The sequence below is a fragment of the Geodermatophilus sp. SYSU D00708 genome (assembly GCF_054050115.1).
This window is the reverse complement of the sequence record NZ_JBJGYS010000002.1, coordinates 244,827-262,229: the sequence shown is the minus strand read 5'-3', so window position 1 is coordinate 262,229 and position 17,403 is coordinate 244,827. Positions and strand designations below refer to the sequence as shown.

13 protein-coding genes are annotated in these 17,403 nt (G+C 72.7%); 4 read left to right on the top strand and 9 right to left on the bottom strand.

Annotated elements, in window-relative coordinates:
• Positions 1-56: 56 nt before the first annotated feature.
• Positions 57-1,508, top strand: a complete 1,452-nt coding sequence (locus ACI79D_RS03110) for a sodium:solute symporter family protein (protein WP_456916839.1) — start codon at positions 57-59, stop codon at positions 1,506-1,508.
• A gap of 23 nt (positions 1,509-1,531) precedes the next feature.
• A complete protein-coding gene (locus ACI79D_RS03105) occupies positions 1,532-2,953 on the top strand; it encodes a UbiD family decarboxylase (protein WP_456916838.1) in 1,422 nt (473 codons plus the stop codon).
• Between the two features lie 102 nt (positions 2,954-3,055).
• Here the strand turns inward: ACI79D_RS03105 and ACI79D_RS03100 are convergent, their stop codons facing one another.
• Genes ACI79D_RS03100 through ACI79D_RS03080 form a run of 5 tightly spaced genes read right to left on the bottom strand, consistent with a single transcriptional unit; the run spans position 3,056 to position 10,059 of the window.
• On the bottom strand, positions 3,056-4,342 hold the full coding sequence (locus ACI79D_RS03100; protein WP_456916837.1) for a 2Fe-2S iron-sulfur cluster-binding protein: 1,287 nt from the start codon (positions 4,340-4,342) through the stop codon (positions 3,056-3,058).
• Entirely contained in the window at positions 4,339-5,220 is an 882-nt protein-coding gene (locus ACI79D_RS03095) for an FAD binding domain-containing protein (protein ID WP_456916836.1), read from the bottom strand. The genes ACI79D_RS03100 and ACI79D_RS03095 overlap by 4 nt, the downstream gene beginning before the upstream one ends.
• Before the next feature lie 6 nt (positions 5,221-5,226).
• Positions 5,227-6,006, bottom strand: coding sequence for an enoyl-CoA hydratase/isomerase family protein (locus tag ACI79D_RS03090; protein ID WP_456916835.1), 780 nt, complete (start codon positions 6,004-6,006; stop codon positions 5,227-5,229).
• 29 nt (positions 6,007-6,035) lie between these two features.
• Positions 6,036-8,543 carry a xanthine dehydrogenase family protein molybdopterin-binding subunit gene (locus ACI79D_RS03085; RefSeq protein ID WP_456916834.1) on the bottom strand — a complete coding sequence of 836 codons (2,508 nt, stop codon included), beginning with the start codon at positions 8,541-8,543 and terminating at the stop codon, positions 6,036-6,038.
• Positions 8,536-10,059 (bottom strand): class I adenylate-forming enzyme family protein, encoded by a 1,524-nt coding sequence (locus ACI79D_RS03080; RefSeq protein WP_456916833.1) that lies wholly within the window; start codon positions 10,057-10,059, stop codon positions 8,536-8,538. Before ACI79D_RS03080 ends, ACI79D_RS03085 begins: the two co-directional genes overlap by 8 nt.
• 70 nt (positions 10,060-10,129) lie before the next feature.
• On the opposite strand from ACI79D_RS03080, the gene ACI79D_RS03075 reads away from it, so the two are divergent.
• Positions 10,130-10,705 (top strand): PadR family transcriptional regulator, encoded by a 576-nt coding sequence (locus ACI79D_RS03075; protein ID WP_456916832.1) that lies wholly within the window; start codon positions 10,130-10,132, stop codon positions 10,703-10,705.
• Positions 10,706-11,008: 303 nt separating this feature from the next.
• On the opposite strand, the gene ACI79D_RS03070 is transcribed toward ACI79D_RS03075, so the two are convergent.
• The 4 genes from ACI79D_RS03070 to ACI79D_RS03055 form a co-directional block, all read right to left on the bottom strand.
• Positions 11,009-13,465: a xanthine dehydrogenase family protein molybdopterin-binding subunit gene (locus ACI79D_RS03070; RefSeq protein WP_456916831.1), complete on the bottom strand. Its 2,457-nt coding sequence runs from the start codon at positions 13,463-13,465 to the stop codon at positions 11,009-11,011.
• Positions 13,462-13,980, bottom strand: a complete 519-nt coding sequence (locus ACI79D_RS03065; RefSeq protein ID WP_456916830.1) for a (2Fe-2S)-binding protein — start codon at positions 13,978-13,980, stop codon at positions 13,462-13,464. Before ACI79D_RS03065 ends, ACI79D_RS03070 begins: the two co-directional genes overlap by 4 nt.
• Entirely contained in the window at positions 13,973-14,860 is an 888-nt protein-coding gene (locus ACI79D_RS03060; RefSeq protein ID WP_456916829.1) for an FAD binding domain-containing protein, read from the bottom strand. Before ACI79D_RS03060 ends, ACI79D_RS03065 begins: the two co-directional genes overlap by 8 nt.
• A gap of 291 nt (positions 14,861-15,151) precedes the next feature.
• Positions 15,152-16,132: a DUF3500 domain-containing protein gene (locus ACI79D_RS03055; RefSeq protein ID WP_456916828.1), complete on the bottom strand. Its 981-nt coding sequence runs from the start codon at positions 16,130-16,132 to the stop codon at positions 15,152-15,154.
• Positions 16,133-16,478: 346 nt separating this feature from the next.
• On the opposite strand from ACI79D_RS03055, the gene ACI79D_RS03050 reads away from it, so the two are divergent.
• Entirely contained in the window at positions 16,479-17,237 is a 759-nt protein-coding gene (locus tag ACI79D_RS03050; protein ID WP_456916827.1) for an SDR family NAD(P)-dependent oxidoreductase, read from the top strand.
• The last annotated feature ends 166 nt before the right edge of the window (positions 17,238-17,403 follow it).

Below are 17,403 nucleotides of genomic sequence, written 5' to 3'. Positions count from 1 at the left end.
GCGCACACGCGGCCTCCGAACACCGGGCTCACACGCACGCACTCCGGAGGTCTCGCATGGATTCCGCCTGGATCGCCCTGCTGATGGTCGCCGGCTACATGCTGGTGGTCGCCGCGATCAGCTTCCTCGCCCGCCGGTCCTCGGGGACCTCCGAGGGCTTCTCCAGCGGGGGCCGGACGTTCCCGGCCATCCTGATCGGCTTCCTCCTGATGTCGGAGTTCATCGGGACGTCGGCCACCCTGGGCACCGCCCAGGAGGCCTACTCGGTCGGCATCTCGGCGGCGTGGAACGTCGTCGCACTCTCCGTCGGGTTCGTGCTCTTCTCGGTCCTCCTGGCCAAGAAGTTCAAGGCCCACGGTGAGAACACCATCTCCGGCGCCCTGGCCCGCGTCTACGGCGAGCGGGTCCGCACCGCGACGTCGGTGATCATGATCTGCGCCCTGCTGATCGTCGCGGTCGCCATCTACGCCAGCGGCGGCGCCATCCTCGCCAACCTGCTCGGGATCGACCGGACCTGGGCGATCGTGATCGTCGGGGTGCTGGCCGCCGTCTACGTGGCGGTCGGTGGCATGCGCTCGGTCGTCTACACGAACGTGCTGCACGCCGTCTTCAAGTTCGGCGCCGTCGTGCTGCTCGCCGTCATCGGCACCATGCGCGTCGGCGGCCTCGACGAGCTGCGGGCCCGGCTGCCCGCCACCAGCTTCGCCGTCGACGGCGTGGGCTGGGCACAGATCTTCGCCTGGATCATCGCCGGGGTGGGTGCCATCTTCGCCACCCAGTACGTGGTCCAGGCCGTGGCCACGGTGCGCGATCCCGGCAGGGCTCGCCGGGCGAGCTTCTACACCGCCGCGATGCTGGTGCCGTTCGGCCTCTTCGCGGCTCTGGTCGGCATGGCGAGTGCGGTGCTCTACCCGGGCATCGACTCCCTCGACGCCCTCCCGGTCCTCGCGGTGGACCTGGACCCGGTGCTGACGGGGCTGGTCATGTGCGGGCTCACCGGCGCCATCCTCGGGACCAGCGCGGCGCTGGCCATCGGCACGGCGACGTTGCTGCTCAAGGACTTCTACCAGCCGTACTTCAACCGCGCCGGGGACGACCGCAAGAACCTCGTCTTCATCCGCGTGGCGACCCTGGCCGCCGGCGTCGTGCCGATCACCCTGGCGCTGTTCGCCAGTGATGTCCTGGCCGTGACGTTCCTGGCCAAGTCGCTGCGCGCCGCCCTCGCCGTGCTGGTGGTCATGATGTTCTTCGCGCCCCGGTACGGTTCCCGCCGCGGCGCCCTGCTGTCGATCCTGCTCTCCATCGCGACGACCATCGGCTGGTTCCTCGCCGGAGACCCGTTCGGCATCGACAACGCCTACATCGCGGTCGCCACCCCCCTGGTGGTCATGACCGTGGCCCAGCTGACCGCACGGACCGCCGCGAGCAGGGACCGCACGGGCTCCACGGACCTCGCCGACGAGTCCGCGGGCCGGACCGACTCCGGCGCGACCTCGCTCGCCCGATGACGGCGGCAGAGACAGGAGGAACGATGGAGCAGTTCCCCGCACCGGTGGGGGCGACCCTGCGCGGCTGGCTGGACCGCCTGCAGGAGACCCGGCGCCTGACGGTCTCCCGTCCCGGCGTGGACCTGCGGTTCGGGGTCGCGGGCGTGGCCAACCGGCTCGACGGCCGGAGCGCGACGATCTTCCCCCGGCCGGGCGGCCATCCCGTCCCCGTCGTCTCGGGGCTGCTGTCGGACCGCGCATGGATGGCCGAGGCGATGGGCGTGCGGCAGGACGAGCTCCTGGCCCGCTTCGAGGCCGCCTGCTCCGAGCCCGTGCCCAGCACGGAGGTGACCGGCGCGGCCTGCCAGCAGGTCGTGCACAAGGACCCCGACCTCACGTCGATGCTGCCCATCCCGACCCACAACGAGCTCGACAGCGGCGCGTACATCACCGCGGGTCTGCTGATCACCCGGCGGCCCGGCACCGGCGTGCAGAACGTGTCGATCCACCGGCTCCAGGTCAACGGTCCCGACCGGCTGGGCGCCCTGCTGCTCCCCCGCCACGCGCTGGCGTTCTTCGCCGAGCGTGAGGCCGTGGGCGAGGACCTCGAGGTCGCCGTCGTCATCGGCGTGGACCCCCTCACCCTCATGGCCTCGCAGGCGATCGTCCCCATCGACCACGACGAGCTGGAGATCTCCGGGGCCCTGCGCGGGTCGCCCCTGCCGGTGACCCGCTGCCTCACCAACGAGGTCCGGGTGCCGGCCGACGCCGAGATCGTGCTCGAGGGGCGCCTGCTGGCCGAGGTCCGCGAGGCCGAGGGACCGTTCGGCGAGTTCCCGCAGTACTACGGCGAGCGGGCCGAACGGCACGTCATCCAGATCGACGCGATCACCCATCGCGAGTCCCCGCTGTACCACACCATCGTCGGGGGGGCGCTCGAGCACCTGCTCCTCGGCGGCATCCCGCGCGAGGCATCCTTCCTCAACCACCTGCGGCGCAGCTTCCCCTGCGTCCGTGACGTGCACCTGCCCCGGGGCGGGACCTGCCGCTACCACCTGTACGTCCAGGTGGAGAACCCGGCTCCTGGCGAGGCGAAGAACGTCATCCTGGGTGCGCTGGGAACCCACTACGACATCAAGCACGTGACGGTCGTCGACTCCGACGTCGACGTCCACGACCCGACCGAGGTCGAGTGGGCGGTCGCCACGCGGTTCCAGGCCGATCGCGACCTCGTCCTCGTGCACGAGAGCCAGGGCTCGAAGCTGGATCCCTCGACCGACGACCAGGGGGTCGGCTCGAAGATGGGGCTCGACGCCACGGTCCCGCGCGGCGCACCGCCCGGGAAGTTCACCCGCATCCGGGTGCCCGGGGAGCGTGAGCTCGACCTCGACGCCATGACCGCCCCGGCGCCCGCCGACTGGCAGCGGCAGCTCGCCACGGACGAGGGCGGGCCGGCACCGGCCTGAGCTCCGACCGGCACGACGACTGCGGCCGCCGACCCACAGGTGTGGGTCGGCGGCCGTCGTCGTGTGGGCGGATCGCGATGGCCGCCCCGGTCCGCGCGGCGGTCAGTCCCGCCGGCGGCGGGACAGCCGGGCCTTCAGCGCGGTCCGCGCCGCCCTGGCCCGGCGCCGGAGGGCACCGAGCACCGCCTGGACGCCGATCGCCAGCGCGCTGGGACCGGCGCCGACGTCCGGCGCGGTCCCGGTGCGGGCGGTCTCGTCCACCGCGTCGGCGAACTGCTCGAACAGCCGCTGGCTCACGTCCCCCGCCAGCGCCCGGCCGAACTGGGCGATCCGGCCGGAGAGGAACACCGCGGCGTCGGCCCGCAGCTCGGTGCCGCCGTCGGGCACGGCGACCGCACGCAGCCCGATGTCGGCCGCGGTGCGGTTGCCGCCGGTGTCGGCGCCCTGGGCCAGCAGGGCGAGCCGGTGGTCTGCGGCGTCACGTTCGGTGATCTGGGCCAGGCCCTCGAAGGCCAGCCGCACCGGGCCCAGCGCGACCTTGGCCCGGCCGCGGTACCGGTCGTCACCGAGGTCGGCGGTCATCTCCGCGCCGGGCAGGCAGCGGGCCAGCCGGTCGACGTCGTCCATGACCGCCCACACGTCCTCGACCGGGCTGGTCAGCTGCCGCGTCACGGTCACGGTGATCGTCGGCGTCCCCGTCGGCCGGGTGAGCGCGGCCGGCACCTCGAGTGCGGCATCCTCGGCGGGCGCCTCCTCTGCGACCGCGGACGCCGACATGCCGCCGCCACGGCCCACCAGCGTGCGGGGGGCGCAGTTCATCGGCTCGGGGACGCCGTCGGGATGGGCCTCGGCGACGTCCGAGACCGCGGCGAGGATGCCGCGGTAGCCGGTGCAGCGGCAGATGACGCCGGACATCTCCTCCGGCAGGGTCTCCGGGTCGAGCGGCCCCTCGTTGTGGGCCAGCAGGTCGTAGGAGCTGAGCAGGAAGCCGGGCGTGCAGAAGCCGCACTGCAGGCCGTGGTGGTGGCTGAATGCCTGCTGCAGCGGGTGCTGCCGGTCGCGGGTGCCCAGCCCCTCGACGGTGACGACGTCGGTGCCCTCGGCCTGCACGGCGAAGACCAGGCAGGCCCGCGCGGCGTCGCCGTCGATGAGCACGGTGCACATGCCGCACACCCCGTGCTCGCACCCCAGGTGTGTGCCGGTGAGCCCCAGGTTGGTGCGCAGCGCGTCGGCCAGGTGCATGCGGGCGGGCACGCGGATGCTGACCGGTGTCCCGTTGACGGTGAACGAGACCTCGACCAGCTCGTCGGCGGCCGCTCGCACCGGCCGCTGGGGCGGTCGGTCGGCGGGACGGGAACCGGCGGCCCCGGTCGGCGTGGTGGTGGTCATGGTGTGCCTCCCGTGGATCGGCGGTACGCGCGGGCCAGCTCGCGGGCGGCCAGGACGGCGAAGAGACGGCGGCGGTAGCCCTGGGAGCCGTGCTGGTCACCGGAGGTGTCGACGACGTCGCGGGCGAGCTCCTCGGTCCCCGGCCGCAGCGCCGCCTCCAGGTCGTCGCGGTCGGCCACCGAGCGCACCAGGTCGGTGACGTCGCGGGTGACGGCGCGGTCGGAGACGCCGAAGCCGCTGATGACCGCCTCGGCAACGGCACCGTCGGCCGAGCGGACCCGCGTGACGACCCCGGCCAGGGCGAAGTCGCCGTGGCGGCGGGCCAGCTCGGCGAACCCGAAGCCCTCTCCCGGACCGGCCACGGGGAACTCGACGGCGGTGAGGATCTCGTCGGCGCCGATCGCGGTGGTCATGGCGCCCTGGAAGAAGTGTGCGGCGGGCACTCTCCGCGTGCCGGACGGACCACGGACCTCGAGCGCCGCCCCCAGGCAGGAGGCGACGGCCGGGAGCTCCGCGCCGGGGTCGGCGTGGGCCAGGCTGCCGCACACCGTGCCGCGGCTGCGGAGCTCCCGGTGCCCGACGAAGGGCAGGGCGAGCCGGACCAGCGGCACGCCGGCCGCCTCCGGGCTGCGCTCCAGCGAGCGCTGCCGGGCAGTGGCGCCCACTCGCAGGACCGCGCCCTGTCGCTCGATGGTGTCGAGCCCCGCGACGCCGTTGATGTCGACCAGCGTTCCGGGGCGGCCCAGGCGCATGGCCAGCACCGGGACCAGGGACTGCCCGCCGGCGAGCACCTTGCCGTCCCCGGCGGTGGCGGCGAGCTCGCCGACGGCGTCGTCCAGGGTCGCCGGGCGCACGTAGGCGAACGGGGCTGCCTTCATCGCCGATCAGCGCCCCGTGAAGACGGGCTTGCGCTTCTCGCCGAAGGCCTTGACGCCCTCGGCGAAGTCCTGCGTCGCCCGCAGCATCGAGTAGGCCTTCCGCTCGAGCTCGATGCCGGTGTAGAGCGGCCCGTCGATCCCCCGGTCGAGCACCTCCTTGGCGGTCCGCAGCGCCGCCGGGCTGAAGTCGACCAGCTTGGCGACCAGCTCCTCGGTGCCCGCGTAGAGGCTGTCGCGGTCCTCGTACAACCCGGCGACCAGGCCCCAGTCCAGCGCCTGCTGCGCCTGGATCCGCGTGGCCGTCATGATGTGGAACTTGGCGCGGGAGAGCCCGATGAGCCGGGCCAGCCGCTGCGTGCCGCCGCTGCCGGGGATCATCCCGAGGTTCATCTCCGGGAGCGCGAACTCGCTGCGGTTCGTGGCCAGCCGGATGTCGCAGGACAGCGCGAGCTCCAGGCCCACGCCGAAGCAGTAGCCGTCGATCGCGGCCACGACCGGCTTGGTGCTGCGGGAAGCCGCGGTGATGTCGTGGCCGAGGTCGGTGAAGTCGATCGGGTCGATCTCCATGAAGCCGGCGATGTCCCCGCCCGAGGTGAAGTGCTTGCCGTCCGACCGCACGACCACCGCGCGGACCTTGTCGTCCCTGTCGATCTCGGCGAAGCGCTGGGCCATCTTGGCCCGCATCTCCATCGTGACGATGGTGTAGCCGCCATGGGTCAGCGTCAGGTACGCGACCTGGCCGTCGTGGCCGTAGTCGAGAAGGACGTCTCCACCGGTGGTGGGCATGCGCCAGCTCCTTGTCAGAGGGGGTGGGGTCAGGCCGGACGGCGGACGCCGTCGAGCATGTCGTGGAGGACGTTGCCGTGAACGGGCAACTGGTCGATCTTCAAGCCGTACGGGGAGAGGGCGTCGGTGACGGCGTTGGCCAGCGCCACGGGGAAGCTCATCGAGCTGCCCTCCCCGCTGCCCTTGGCACCGAGCGGGGTGAGCGGTGACGGGGTGACCACGTGGTCGGTCACCAGCGGGAAGCCGGCTTCGGCCGTGGTCGGGCAGAGGTAGTCCAGGAACGTCGCCGCGGTCGGCTGGCCACCCGGGGTGTAGGTGAACTCCTCGTACATCGCCCCGCCGAGCGCCTGGGTCAGTGCGCCGTACACCTGGCCGTCGAGGAGGGTCTGGTTGAGAACCGTGCCGGCGTCGTGGACGCTCGACACCCGGTCGATGTCGATCTCCAGGGTGTCGGGGTCGATCCGGACGGCGATCAACTCCACCACCAGGCCGTAGCAGAGGCTGGAGTTGATCCGCTCGTCGCGGGTGGCGGCGCGGGCGGCCGGGGTGAACGCAGCCTCCTCGTAGAGCCGGGCCGACGTGCCCTCGGGGAGGGAACCCGGGTCCCAGTGCACGACTCCCGCGGCATGCCGGAACTCGACGGACCGGCTGGGGTCGCTCTCCACCCGCACCCGGCCCTCGGCCAGCTCCAGCTCGTCCGGTTCGGCCCCGAGGAGCACGCTGGCGGCAGCCCGGATGGTCCGGGCGATGCGGTCGCAGCCCTCGATCACCGCGCTGGTGACGAGCGGGGCGAAGCGGGAGGAGTAGCTGCCGGTGGTCACCGTCCACGGTGTCGTCGCCGTGTCCATGTCGATGACGGCACGCACCGACTCCTCGGGCAGCCCGAGCCGGGCGGCCGCGATCTGCCGGGCGATCGTGGCATGGCCCTGCCCCTGCGGCACGCTGCCCAGCATCACCGTCACGACGCCCTGCACGTCCACGCTGACCCGGACGTGCTCGGTGGAGCCGGACTTGTCGCGGCCGGCCTTGCGCGCCTCGGGAGGCGTCGCCAGACCCACGTACCCGATGTTGGTGCCCGAGGGGTCCACCACGACGGCCATGCCGATCCCGTACAGCTCGCCGCGCGCGCGGGCCTCCGCCTGGCGCCGGCGCAGCTCCGCGAGGTCGGCGTTCTCCACCGCGAGGCGGACGGCCTCCTCGTAGTTGCCGGAGTCGTAGACACCGCCGGTCGGGGTCTCGTAGGGGAACGCGTCCGGCGGCACGAGGTTCCGGCAGCGGAGATCCACCACGTCCAGCCCCGTCTGCGCCGCGATGTCGTCCATCAGCCGCTCCAGGCCGAAGTACAGCTGCTGGCCGCCGAACCCGCGGATGAGACCGGTGGGCATGGTGTTGGTGACGACCGCCCGCGCCCGGATCTGCACGGCCGGGATCCGGTAGGCGCCGGTGATGTTGCCGTAGCAGCGGTACAGGGTGCTCGGCTCCGGCGGGCGCATGTAGGCGCCGACGTTGTCGACGAGATCGGTCCGCAGGGCCGTGATCACGCCGTCGGCGTCCACGGCGGCCTCGAACCGCATCATCCGATCCGCGCCCGAGGAGCTGGCCAGCAGGTGCTCGACACGGTCCTCGGACCAGCGGACCGGCGTCCGGGCGTGCTTGGAGGCCAGCGCCAGCAGGACGACGTAGGGGTAGATGCCGGCCTTGATGCCGAAGCTGCCGCCGATGTCGGCCGGCACGTGCAGCCGCACCCGCGACGTCGGGATGCCGAGCGCGCCGGACATGACCGGGACCATCGTGAACGGGCCGTGGAAGTTCGCCCAGGCCTCGACCGCCGGGCCGGCGGAGTCCTCGGTCCAGTTGGCGATGACCGAGAAGCACTCCATGGGTGCGCCGGAGTACCGCGGGAAGTCGTACTCGCCGCTGACCACGTGGGCGGCCTCGACGAAGGCCTGGTCCACCTCCCCGAACGTGAACGTCCGGTCGGTGGCGACGTTCGACCCCTGGCCCTCGTGCAGGAGTGGCGCGTCCGCGGCCAGGGCGGTGCGGATGCCGACGACGGGGTCGAGCAGCTCGTAGTCGACGTCCACCAGCTCGGCGGCGTCCTCGGCCACGTACCGGTCCGTGGCGACCACGACGGCCACCGGCTCCCCCACGTAACGGACCTTGTCGGTACCCGTGGGGAAGTACGGCATCTGGGTGCTGACGGACAGCGGGAACGGTCGCAGCGTGGCGAGCACCTCCTCGGGGCCGATGACCGCGGCGACCCCGGGGTGCCGGCGAGCGCGGCTGAGGTCGACGCTGCGGATCCGGGCGTGCGGGTGGGGGCTCCGGACGATGGCGGCGGTCAGCGTTCCCGGCAGGGGGTCCATGTCGTCGAGGAACCGACCTTCCCCGGTCACCAGCGGCGCGTCCTCGACCCGGCTCGGGGTCCAGCGCGGTGCGCCGGTCCCCCCGGTGTGCTCGCTGGGGGTCGCGGCATCGGTCGGCGCGGCCTCCTCGGGGACGACGGGCGCGTCGGCGACGGTGGACTGGTCATGCACGGGGACCTCCGAGGTCGAACTCGGCGAGAGGCTGGTAGTCCCCCGCGGTCAGCGCGCGCCGCAGGGTCTTGCCGACGGCCGAGCGCGGGATCGCCGAGACGGCGACGACCCGCTTCGGCCGCTTGAGGGAGGGCAGGCCGCTCGGCCCGGAGATGTAGCCCTGCAGCTCGCGGAGCGCGGCGTCCGGCGCGACGCCGTCGGCGGGGACGACGAACGCGGTGACCGCACTCCCCCAACGCTCGTGCGGCAACCCGACGACGCAGACGTCGGCGACGGCCGGGCACCGCACGAGGGCGGCCTCGATCTCGTCCGGGTAGATGTTCTCGCCGCCGGAGTTGATCATGTCGTCGACGCGGCCGGCGACCCACAGGTCGCCGTCCTCGTCCTCGGTGGCCAGGTCACCGGTGTAGTACCAGCCGTCGCGGATGGACCTCTCGTCCGCGTCGGGCCGCTTCCAGTAGCCGGCGAACGCCTCGGGGCTGGCCAGGGAGGCGATGACCTGCCCCTGTTCGCCGGGGCGGACGAGCGCGTCCGGCGGGGCACCGATCTCGGGCGCCACGAGCCGGACGCGGGAGAAGACCCCCGCGCGGCCGGCACAACCGGGCTTGCGCATCCCGTCGGGGCCGATGGTGAAGGTGTAGATCTCGGTGCTGCCGTAGTGGTTGACCAGCACCTGCGGTCGCAGGGCGTCGGCCAGCTGCTCGGCCAGGGCCGGCGTCATCGCGGCACCGGCGTAGGCCAGTCGCTGCACGCCGGATTCGGCGAACCCCTCCTCGCGGAGCAGCGACCAGTAGATGGTGGGGACCAGGTACAGCGAGGTCACTCCCTCCTCGCGCAGCAGCCGCACGGACTCCGCGGCGTCGAACCGCGCCTGGGGTACCCAGGTGCCACCGCACACGACGCTGGCGATCAGCGAGCGAAGACCCATGGTGTGGAACATCGGCATGACCCCGAGCACGACCTCGCCCTGGCGCAGCTGCGCCTGCACCAGGTGCGCCACCGCCGCGCTGTGCTCGGCACGGTGCGAACGCGGCACGCCCTTGGGCCGGCCCGTCGTGCCGGACGTGTAGAGCATGACGCTGGTGGCGTCCTCGGACGGCGTCGAACCGAGGGGCCCGTCGGGTTGCCCGTCGGGCGTCAGCTCGCCCACGTCGCGATGGGGCGCCGCGCTGCCGGCCTTCTCCGCGATGGATGCCGTCGTCTCGTCGGTGACGAGCAGCGCGGGGTCCGCGTCGCCGAGGCAGTAGGCCAGTTCCTCCGGGCTCAGTCGCGTGGAGAGGGGCACCGAGACCGCACCGAGTTTCTGGGCCGCGAGGTGGAGGGTGGCCAGGGGCTCCCCGCCGGCGAGGAAGAGGGCCAGCCGGTCGCCGGGACCGACGCCCTGCTCCGCCAGCAGGCGGGCGAGCTGGTTGGTCCGCGCATCCCACTCGCGGTAGGTCAGGGGCCGGGCACCACCGACGGCTCGGCGATTCGGATGCCGATCCGCTGTCCACGCCAACGCCGTGGCCAGATCCATTGCGCCCTCCGTTGGGTGACCTGGATGATCTGAACTGGACCATACAGAGCCGATTATTAAGGTGGCAAGGGTGGCGTCAGAGCGGTTGTCCCCGACCTCCTATGTGGTGCTCGGGATGGTGGGCCTGCGCGGGCCCTCGACCTCCTACGACCTCAAGCGTGCGATCAGCCGGTCGATCGGCTACTTCTGGGTGTTCCCGCACGCCGGCCTGTACTCCGAGCCGCAGCGACTGGTGACGATGGGCCTGCTCGCCGCGTCCAGCGAGCAGGACGGCCGCCGCCGGCGCACCTACTCGATCACCGAGGAGGGACTGCGGGAGCTGCGCGCCTGGCTCGCCGCGCCGACCAACGAGCACTTCCAGTTGCGCGACATCGCCGAGCTGAAACTCTTCTTCAACGAGCTCGGCGAGCCGGGCAACGTCCAGCGGCTGGCCCGGGAACAGATCGCCCAGCACGAGGAGCGGATCAAGGTCTACGAGAACATGCAGCGGCGCTACTCCGACGTGGAAGGCGTGGCCGGGCGGCTGGTGACCCTGCGCCTCGGACTGGAGATGGAGCACGCGGCCCTGCGGTTCTGGACCCAGCTGACGCAGGAGGCGCAGGCGACCGCCACGGGCGACGACGAGCCCGAGGAAGCGACCGCCTGATCCGCCGGCGGACCGGTCTCAGAGCCGGTCCGCGGCTGAGGCGGCTCCCCGCCGAAGCCAGGCCACCCACAGAGGCCTCCGCGGCGGGGCACACGGCGGCGATGTGGTGCCGGTCAGGGGACGCCTCCCGGGACGGGACGTCCCTCTCGTCGTCGTCCTGCCCGTAGACCTCGCCGGCGGTCAGTCGGGCGGCACTCCGGCATCGATGGCGCGCGCTGCAGCATGCGGCGGCCCAGGTCGGGCTCGGTGACGACGCGCACCTCGTCACCGATACCGGCGGCGGGGAGGAGCAGCCTCCGGCGCTCACCCGGTGCGGTCCGCCGGCCCCGTCCGGTCGGCCGCCGCGAGCAGGCCGACGACCCGCTCGGGGGTCATCGGGAGCTCGTCGACCCACACCTCGAACGGGGACAGGGCGTCGTTGATCGCGCTGGCCATCGCCGTCGGCGCGATCAGCCGGCCCCCCTCGCCGGCGCCCTTGACGCCGTACTCGGTCCAGGGTGACGGGGTCTGCTCGTGCACCACGTGCATGGGCGGCGCCTCGTTCATTGACGGGATGAGGTACTCCCGGAAGGTCGGCGTGCCCAGGCGCCCGTCCGCGTCGTAGACGTACTCCTCCATCGTCGCCGCACCGATGCCCTGGACGATGCCGCCCATGACCTGACCCTCGACGAGCTTGGGGTTCATCACGGTGCCGCAGTCGTTGACCGCGTAGTACTGCAGGACCTCCACGGAGCCCGTCTCGGGGTCGACCTCGACGATCGGGATGTGACAGCCGTGGCTGACCATCGGGTAGAAGATCCCCATGTCGCTGCGGTCGCTCGCCGGCGGCGTCGAGTGCGGGTGGTCGTAGGTGCAGCTCTCGACCAGGCCGCTGGATTCGCCCTCCGGGTTGTCGTGCTTGAACAGGTGGGCCCGCATCGCGACCGCCGCCATGCCGACCTCGCTGCCGGGCACGCCGCGGACCCGGAAGGTGCCGTCGATGCACTCGACGTCGTCCGGGTCCGACTCCATCATGTGCGCCGCGATCCGCGTCATCTTCTCCTTGATCCGCCGCGCGGCCGTGCGGGAGGCCCCGGACAGCATGATGGTCAGCCGGCTGCCGCCGGGGCCCGCCGACAACCTCCCGGAGGTGGAGTCGGCGTAGACGACCGTCACGTCGTCCGGCTGCACGCCGAACTCCTCGGCGACGACCTGGCCGATGACCGTCTCCGGGCTGTTGCCCCACAGCGGGCAGCCGACCTCGACCCGGATGCCGCCCGTGGCGTCGACGTCGAGCTTCACCGACTCCGGGGTGCTCGTCGCGCCGAGCGGGGGCTGGTCGTAGAGGAACCACCACTCGCTGGCGTTGTACCCACTGCGCTCCTGGCAGCTGGCCAGACCCACGCCGATGTAGCGGCCCTCCTCCTTCCGCAGCCGCTCCTTCTCGCGCATCCAGAAGTCGTAGTCGGAGACCTCGAGCGCGCGCGTGAGCACCCGGTCGTAGTTGCCCGAGTCGTACTCGTTGCCGGTCGGGATCTTGTACGGGAAGTCCTCGGGCCGGATGAAGTTCTGCCGCCGGATCTGCACCCGGTCGATGCCCAGTTCGAGGGCGGCCGCGTCCACGAGCCGCTCGAGGACGAAGTTGCCCGGGTCCGCCCCTGCGCCGCGGAAGAAGCCCTGCTGGACCTTGTTGGTCAGCACGCAGGAGACGTCGTAGCCCAGGGCCGGGATCGTGTAGGGGCCGGTGGGCTGGGCCATGGCGTTGCCGTGCTGGCCGTGGGCGAACTGGAAGTACGCGCCGTAGTCGTCGACGATCGTCAGCCGCAGGCCGAGGAAGGTGCCGTCCTCGGCGACCGCCAGCTCGCCGTCGTAGATGCGGTCGCAGCCGACGTTGTCGTTGGCGGCCAGGCAGTCGAGGCGGTCCTCGAGGAACTGGACCGGTCGTCCGGTCGCCTTGCTGAGGCTCCCGGCGATGGAGATGACCTTGGTCAGCAGGTGCTTGCTGCCGAAGCTGCCACCGACGGTGCACGGGATGAGCCGGAGCCTGCTGGTCGGCACCCCGAGCATGCCGGCGAACGCCCACGGCAGGAAGTTGTGGAAGTTGGTGTTGGACCACACCGTCATCTCGCCGGTGTAGGGCTCGAAGGAGCACACGGCACCGGCGGTCTCGATCGGCTGGGCGCCCATGCGGTGCCACCGCGCGCGCCGGCGGATCACCCGGTGCGCGCCGGCGAAGGCACCGTCCACGTCGCCGAAGTCGATCGCCCGGTGGAAGACGACGTTGCTGTCGAGCGTGTCGTGCACCCGGGGGGCCCCGGGGGCCATGGCGGCCACGGGATCCACGACGGGATCGAGCAGCTCGTAGCGGACGTCGATCAGTGCGAGGGCGTCCTCGGCGATGTAGCGGCTCTCGGCCGCGACGGCCGCGACGGCCTCGCCCGGGAAGCGCACCTTCTCCACGGCGATCGCGTGCTGGGGGACCGGCTCGGCGCAGAACGCCGTCATCGGGCCGACGTGCTGCTGGGCCTCCTCGCCGGTCAGCACGGCGAACACGCCGGGGAGGGCGCGGGCGCGGGAGGTGTCGATGGAGACGATCCGCGCGTGGGCGTGCGGGCTACGCAGGACCGCGGCGTGCAGCATCCCGGGGACGACGACGTCGGCGACGTACGTCGCGCGCCCGGTGAGCAGCTTCCGGTCCTCCTTGCGGGGAACGCTGCGCCCGACCCACCGGTAGTTCCCGTCGCCGGTGGCGGGGTGGGTGACGTCCTCGGTGGCGGTCATGCCCGGACCTCCTGCTGCGGCACCGCGTACGTGTGGGCCTGGCTGATGAGCTCTCCGGCGCGGCACACCGACTCGACGATGTTCTGGTAGCCGGTGCAACGGCACAGGTTGCCCGACATCGCGAGGCGCACGTCCTCGGGCCCGGGCGTCGGGTTGCCGGCGAGCAGTTCGGTGGCGGCCATGAGCATCCCGGGAGTGCAGAAGCCGCACTGCAGCCCGTGGCGCTCGCTGAACGCCTGCTGGAGGGGGTGCAGCGTGCCGTCGGCCCGCGCGAGTGATTCGACGGTCTGCACGCTGCGGCCGTTCGCCTGCACGGCGAAGAACAGGCAGGCCCGGGTGCTCTGCCCGTCGACCAGGACCGTGCACGAGCCGCAGACGCCCTGCTCGCACCCGACGTGGGTGCCCTTCAGCCCCAGCGTGTCGCGGAGGAAGTCGGTCAGCAGGGTGCGCGGCTCCACCAGGGCCTCGTGCTCGGCCCCGTTGACCGTGAGGGTGAGGTGGACCTTCTCAGGCATCCGTCTGCTCTCCGTCGGCTCGGGCGATGGCTCGGGTCAGGGCGCGCTTCGTGAGCGCGACCGCGAGGTGCCTGCGGAACGCGGCCGAACCGTGGCAGTCGCTCACCGGGGAGAGATCGGCGGCGGCGAGGTCCGCGGCCTCCGCGATGGCCTCCGCCGAGGGCTGGGCGTTGCCCAGCGCGGCCTCGGCCCGGCGGGCGCGGACCGGCCGCCCGGCGACCGAGCCCAGCGCGATGCGGACGTCGGACAGGTGGCCGGACGGGTCGAGCGCCACCGTGACGGCGACGCCGCACACGGGCAGCTCGCCGTGGCGGCGGGACAGCTCGAGGAAGGCCGATCCGGTGCGGGTCCCGGGCGACACCGGGACGCGGACCTCGACGGCGAACTCGTCCGGTTCCAGGCTGGTCTCGTGAGCGGCGACGAAGAAGTCCTCCGCCGCGATGACGCGCTCACCGCGGGCGCTCCGGGCGACGACCTCCCCGTCGAGCGCCAGCAGCGCCGTGGGCAGCTCCGCGGCCGGGTCGGCGAAGCACACGCTCCCGACCACGGTGCCGCGCGAGCGCACGGAGGGGTGGGCCACCAGCGCTCCGGCCTCGGCGAGGAGGGGCACTGCGGCGCGGACCGTGTCCGACAGCTCCGACGTCCGCTGCCGCGTCAGGGCGCCGATCACGACGGTGCCGTCGCGGCGGTCGATGCGGTCCAGCTCCTCGACCCCGTTGATGTCGACGAGCAGCGAGGGCTCGGCGAGCCGGGTGTTCATCAGGCGGACGAGGCTCTGGCCGCCGGCGAGGATCCGGGCATCCGGCCCGTGCTCGGCGAACTGCTCGACCACCTCGTCCGTCGTCCTCGCGGCGAGGTATCGGAACGGTGCGGGTTTCATCGCTGTCTCCGAGAGGTGCGGGCGGACGGCGTCCCGGCCGGGTGCCAGCGCGCCGGACGTCGTCCGCCGCCACCCGTCTCGTGGCGACGGCGGGCGCGACGGCTGTCGGCTCCGGATACGACGCGGCCCACCTGGCCCGTGCCGTGAGAGTGACCTGGATCACGTGCGGGCCACGACCCTCCACGAGCGGCCATCCCCTGTCAACGGGCTCGGACGTCCCCACTCGAGGTGTCGAACGGAGCCGGTCCGGATCGACCGAACAGGCCTCCGCGGCGACGAGGGACGGGCTGCTCAGCCGCCGTGGTGTACGTGCCGGTGCTCCACCAGGACGTCCGTGCCGAAGTCGGCCTCCGGGTCCCGCCAGGCCGAGTGCGCGTGGTCGGCGTCGCGGGCGGTGTCGTCCCACTCGGTCAGCAGCCGGGGCCCTGGAGCCGGTAGTGCGGCTCCCCCGGCTCGAGCGACCCGGCCCAGGCCAGGTGCACCTGCTCCCGGTCGACCGGAGCGGCCGGCCCGTCGGGGACCCGTCCCCGGTGGGCCGACAGCAGCGCCGCCAGCAGCTCCCGCTGGCCTGGTCCAGCGCGAGCCCGGAACGCCGCGGGGCCGCGAGGTCAGGGCCAGCCGACGGTGCTCCTCGGGGCCGTACCCGGTGGCCGCCTCCGCCGCGGCGGTCATGGCCTCGACCCGGTCGCGCAGCCGCGGCTCGGTGACACGCCCGTTCCAGATGTCGGGCAGCAGGAGCATGGTCGCCGTCGGCGACGCGCGTGCGGTTGCCGCCGACGATGCCTGACGGCGGCCGGTCCAGGAGCACGGCCACGTCCCGCAGCTCCGGTGACAGCGAGGGCACCACCTCGTGGGCGAGGTCCTCGACCCGCTCCAGCGGCGCAGGGTGCCACCGCCCAGGCCGGGCGCAGTCGCCGGCTCGGCGCCGAGGAAGCACGGGGTGACCGAGCGGACCTCGTTGTCGACCACGAGGTTGTTCAGCCAGACGTGGTGCCGCCGAAGCGCCAGCCCCCCGCGGCCCGGTGCCCCCGGTTCGCCGAAGACGCGCAGGTAGTGCAGGTAGTACAACCCCGGGTCGCGGTCACGTTCGCGGCTGCAGTCGACTGTGAAGCCCTCGAGCTGGTCGAGGACGTTCTGCCAGCCCAGGATCGTCGCCACGGTGACGTAGCCGGCCGTCGACAGCTCGCTGGCGAGCAGCTGCATGGCCAGCGACTGCTGGGGCGGCCGCTGCTGGGCGAGCGGCAGCCCGCCGTGGTCAGTAGTACGTAGCACCAGCGCAACCGCTCGTCCTCGGTCTGCGCGTCACTCCCCGGTGCCGGCCGGGAGGCCAGCGCCCGCTGGTCGTCGTCCAGGGCCGCCAACCAGGTCGCGGCGGCCGCAGCCATGGCGGCGGCCACGTTGGCGTCTGGCCGTCACATGCCAGTCGCGCTCTCTCCCGCACGTCCTGGCCTCGCACCTCCACGGCACACGCAGGTCAGCCGCCGACGCCCGACGCGCCCCCGCAGCCTCTCGAGGATCGAGGGCGCCTCACGGTTCCCTGAGCCGGTCCAGCCGCGAATACTCGCCTTCCCACGCCCCGTGGGCGCGACTCCCGGCACCACGCGAGGAGGCGACTGTTGTGGGCCAGCTGGACGACAAGGTCGCTGTGATCACCGGAGGAGAGAGCGGCATCGGACTCGCCTGCGCACGGCTCTTCAGCCGCGAGGGAGCCCGGGTGCACCTGATCGGCATCCAAGAAGGCGGCCTCAAGGAGGCAGTCGATCAACTCGAATCTGACCGTGCTTTCGCCTCGGTCGCTGATGTGACCGACGAGCAGGCGGTCCACGATGCCATCGAATCCGGGTACCAGCGCTTCGGCCGCCTCGACGTGCTGTTCAGCAACGCCGGCATCAGCGGCGCAGTGCGGCCGATCGTCGACTATCCCGGGGACGTCTTCACGCGGACCCTGGCGGTACACGTCAGCGGCGCCTTCCACGTGCTCAAGCACGGGCTCCCTCGGCTCACCGACGGCGGCAGTGTGATCATCACGTCCAGCGTCGTGGGCCTGGTCGGATTCGCCAACATCAGCGCGTACGTCGCGGCCAAGCACGGCCAGGTGGGGCTCATGCGGGCGGCGGCGAAGGAGGTCGCCGACCGCAGGATCCGGGTCAACACCCTCCATCCGGGGCCGACCTCGACGGCGTTCCAGGACGCCATCGAGATGGAGGCGACCGGTCTGCCGCAGGCCCGGGCCGCTGAGGTCTTCAACGGCATGATCCCGCTGGGCCGGCACACGACCCCGGAGGAGATGGCACAGGCCGCGCTGTATCTCGCCTCGGACGCCAGCGCCATGGTCACCGCCACGACGTTCACGATCGACGGCGGACTCAGCGGCTGACGACGTCGAGCAGCCTCGGCCGCTCGGCGCCGGCCGACGCACTTCCCGAGCCGTGGCCTCCGGGAGCCGGGACCACCCGTGGACGGGCCCGTCCGCGTCCGGCGCTCCCCCCACCCGGGAACCCGTGCCGCCCTCGTCGCCGACCACCTGCAGCGGCTGGAGTCCG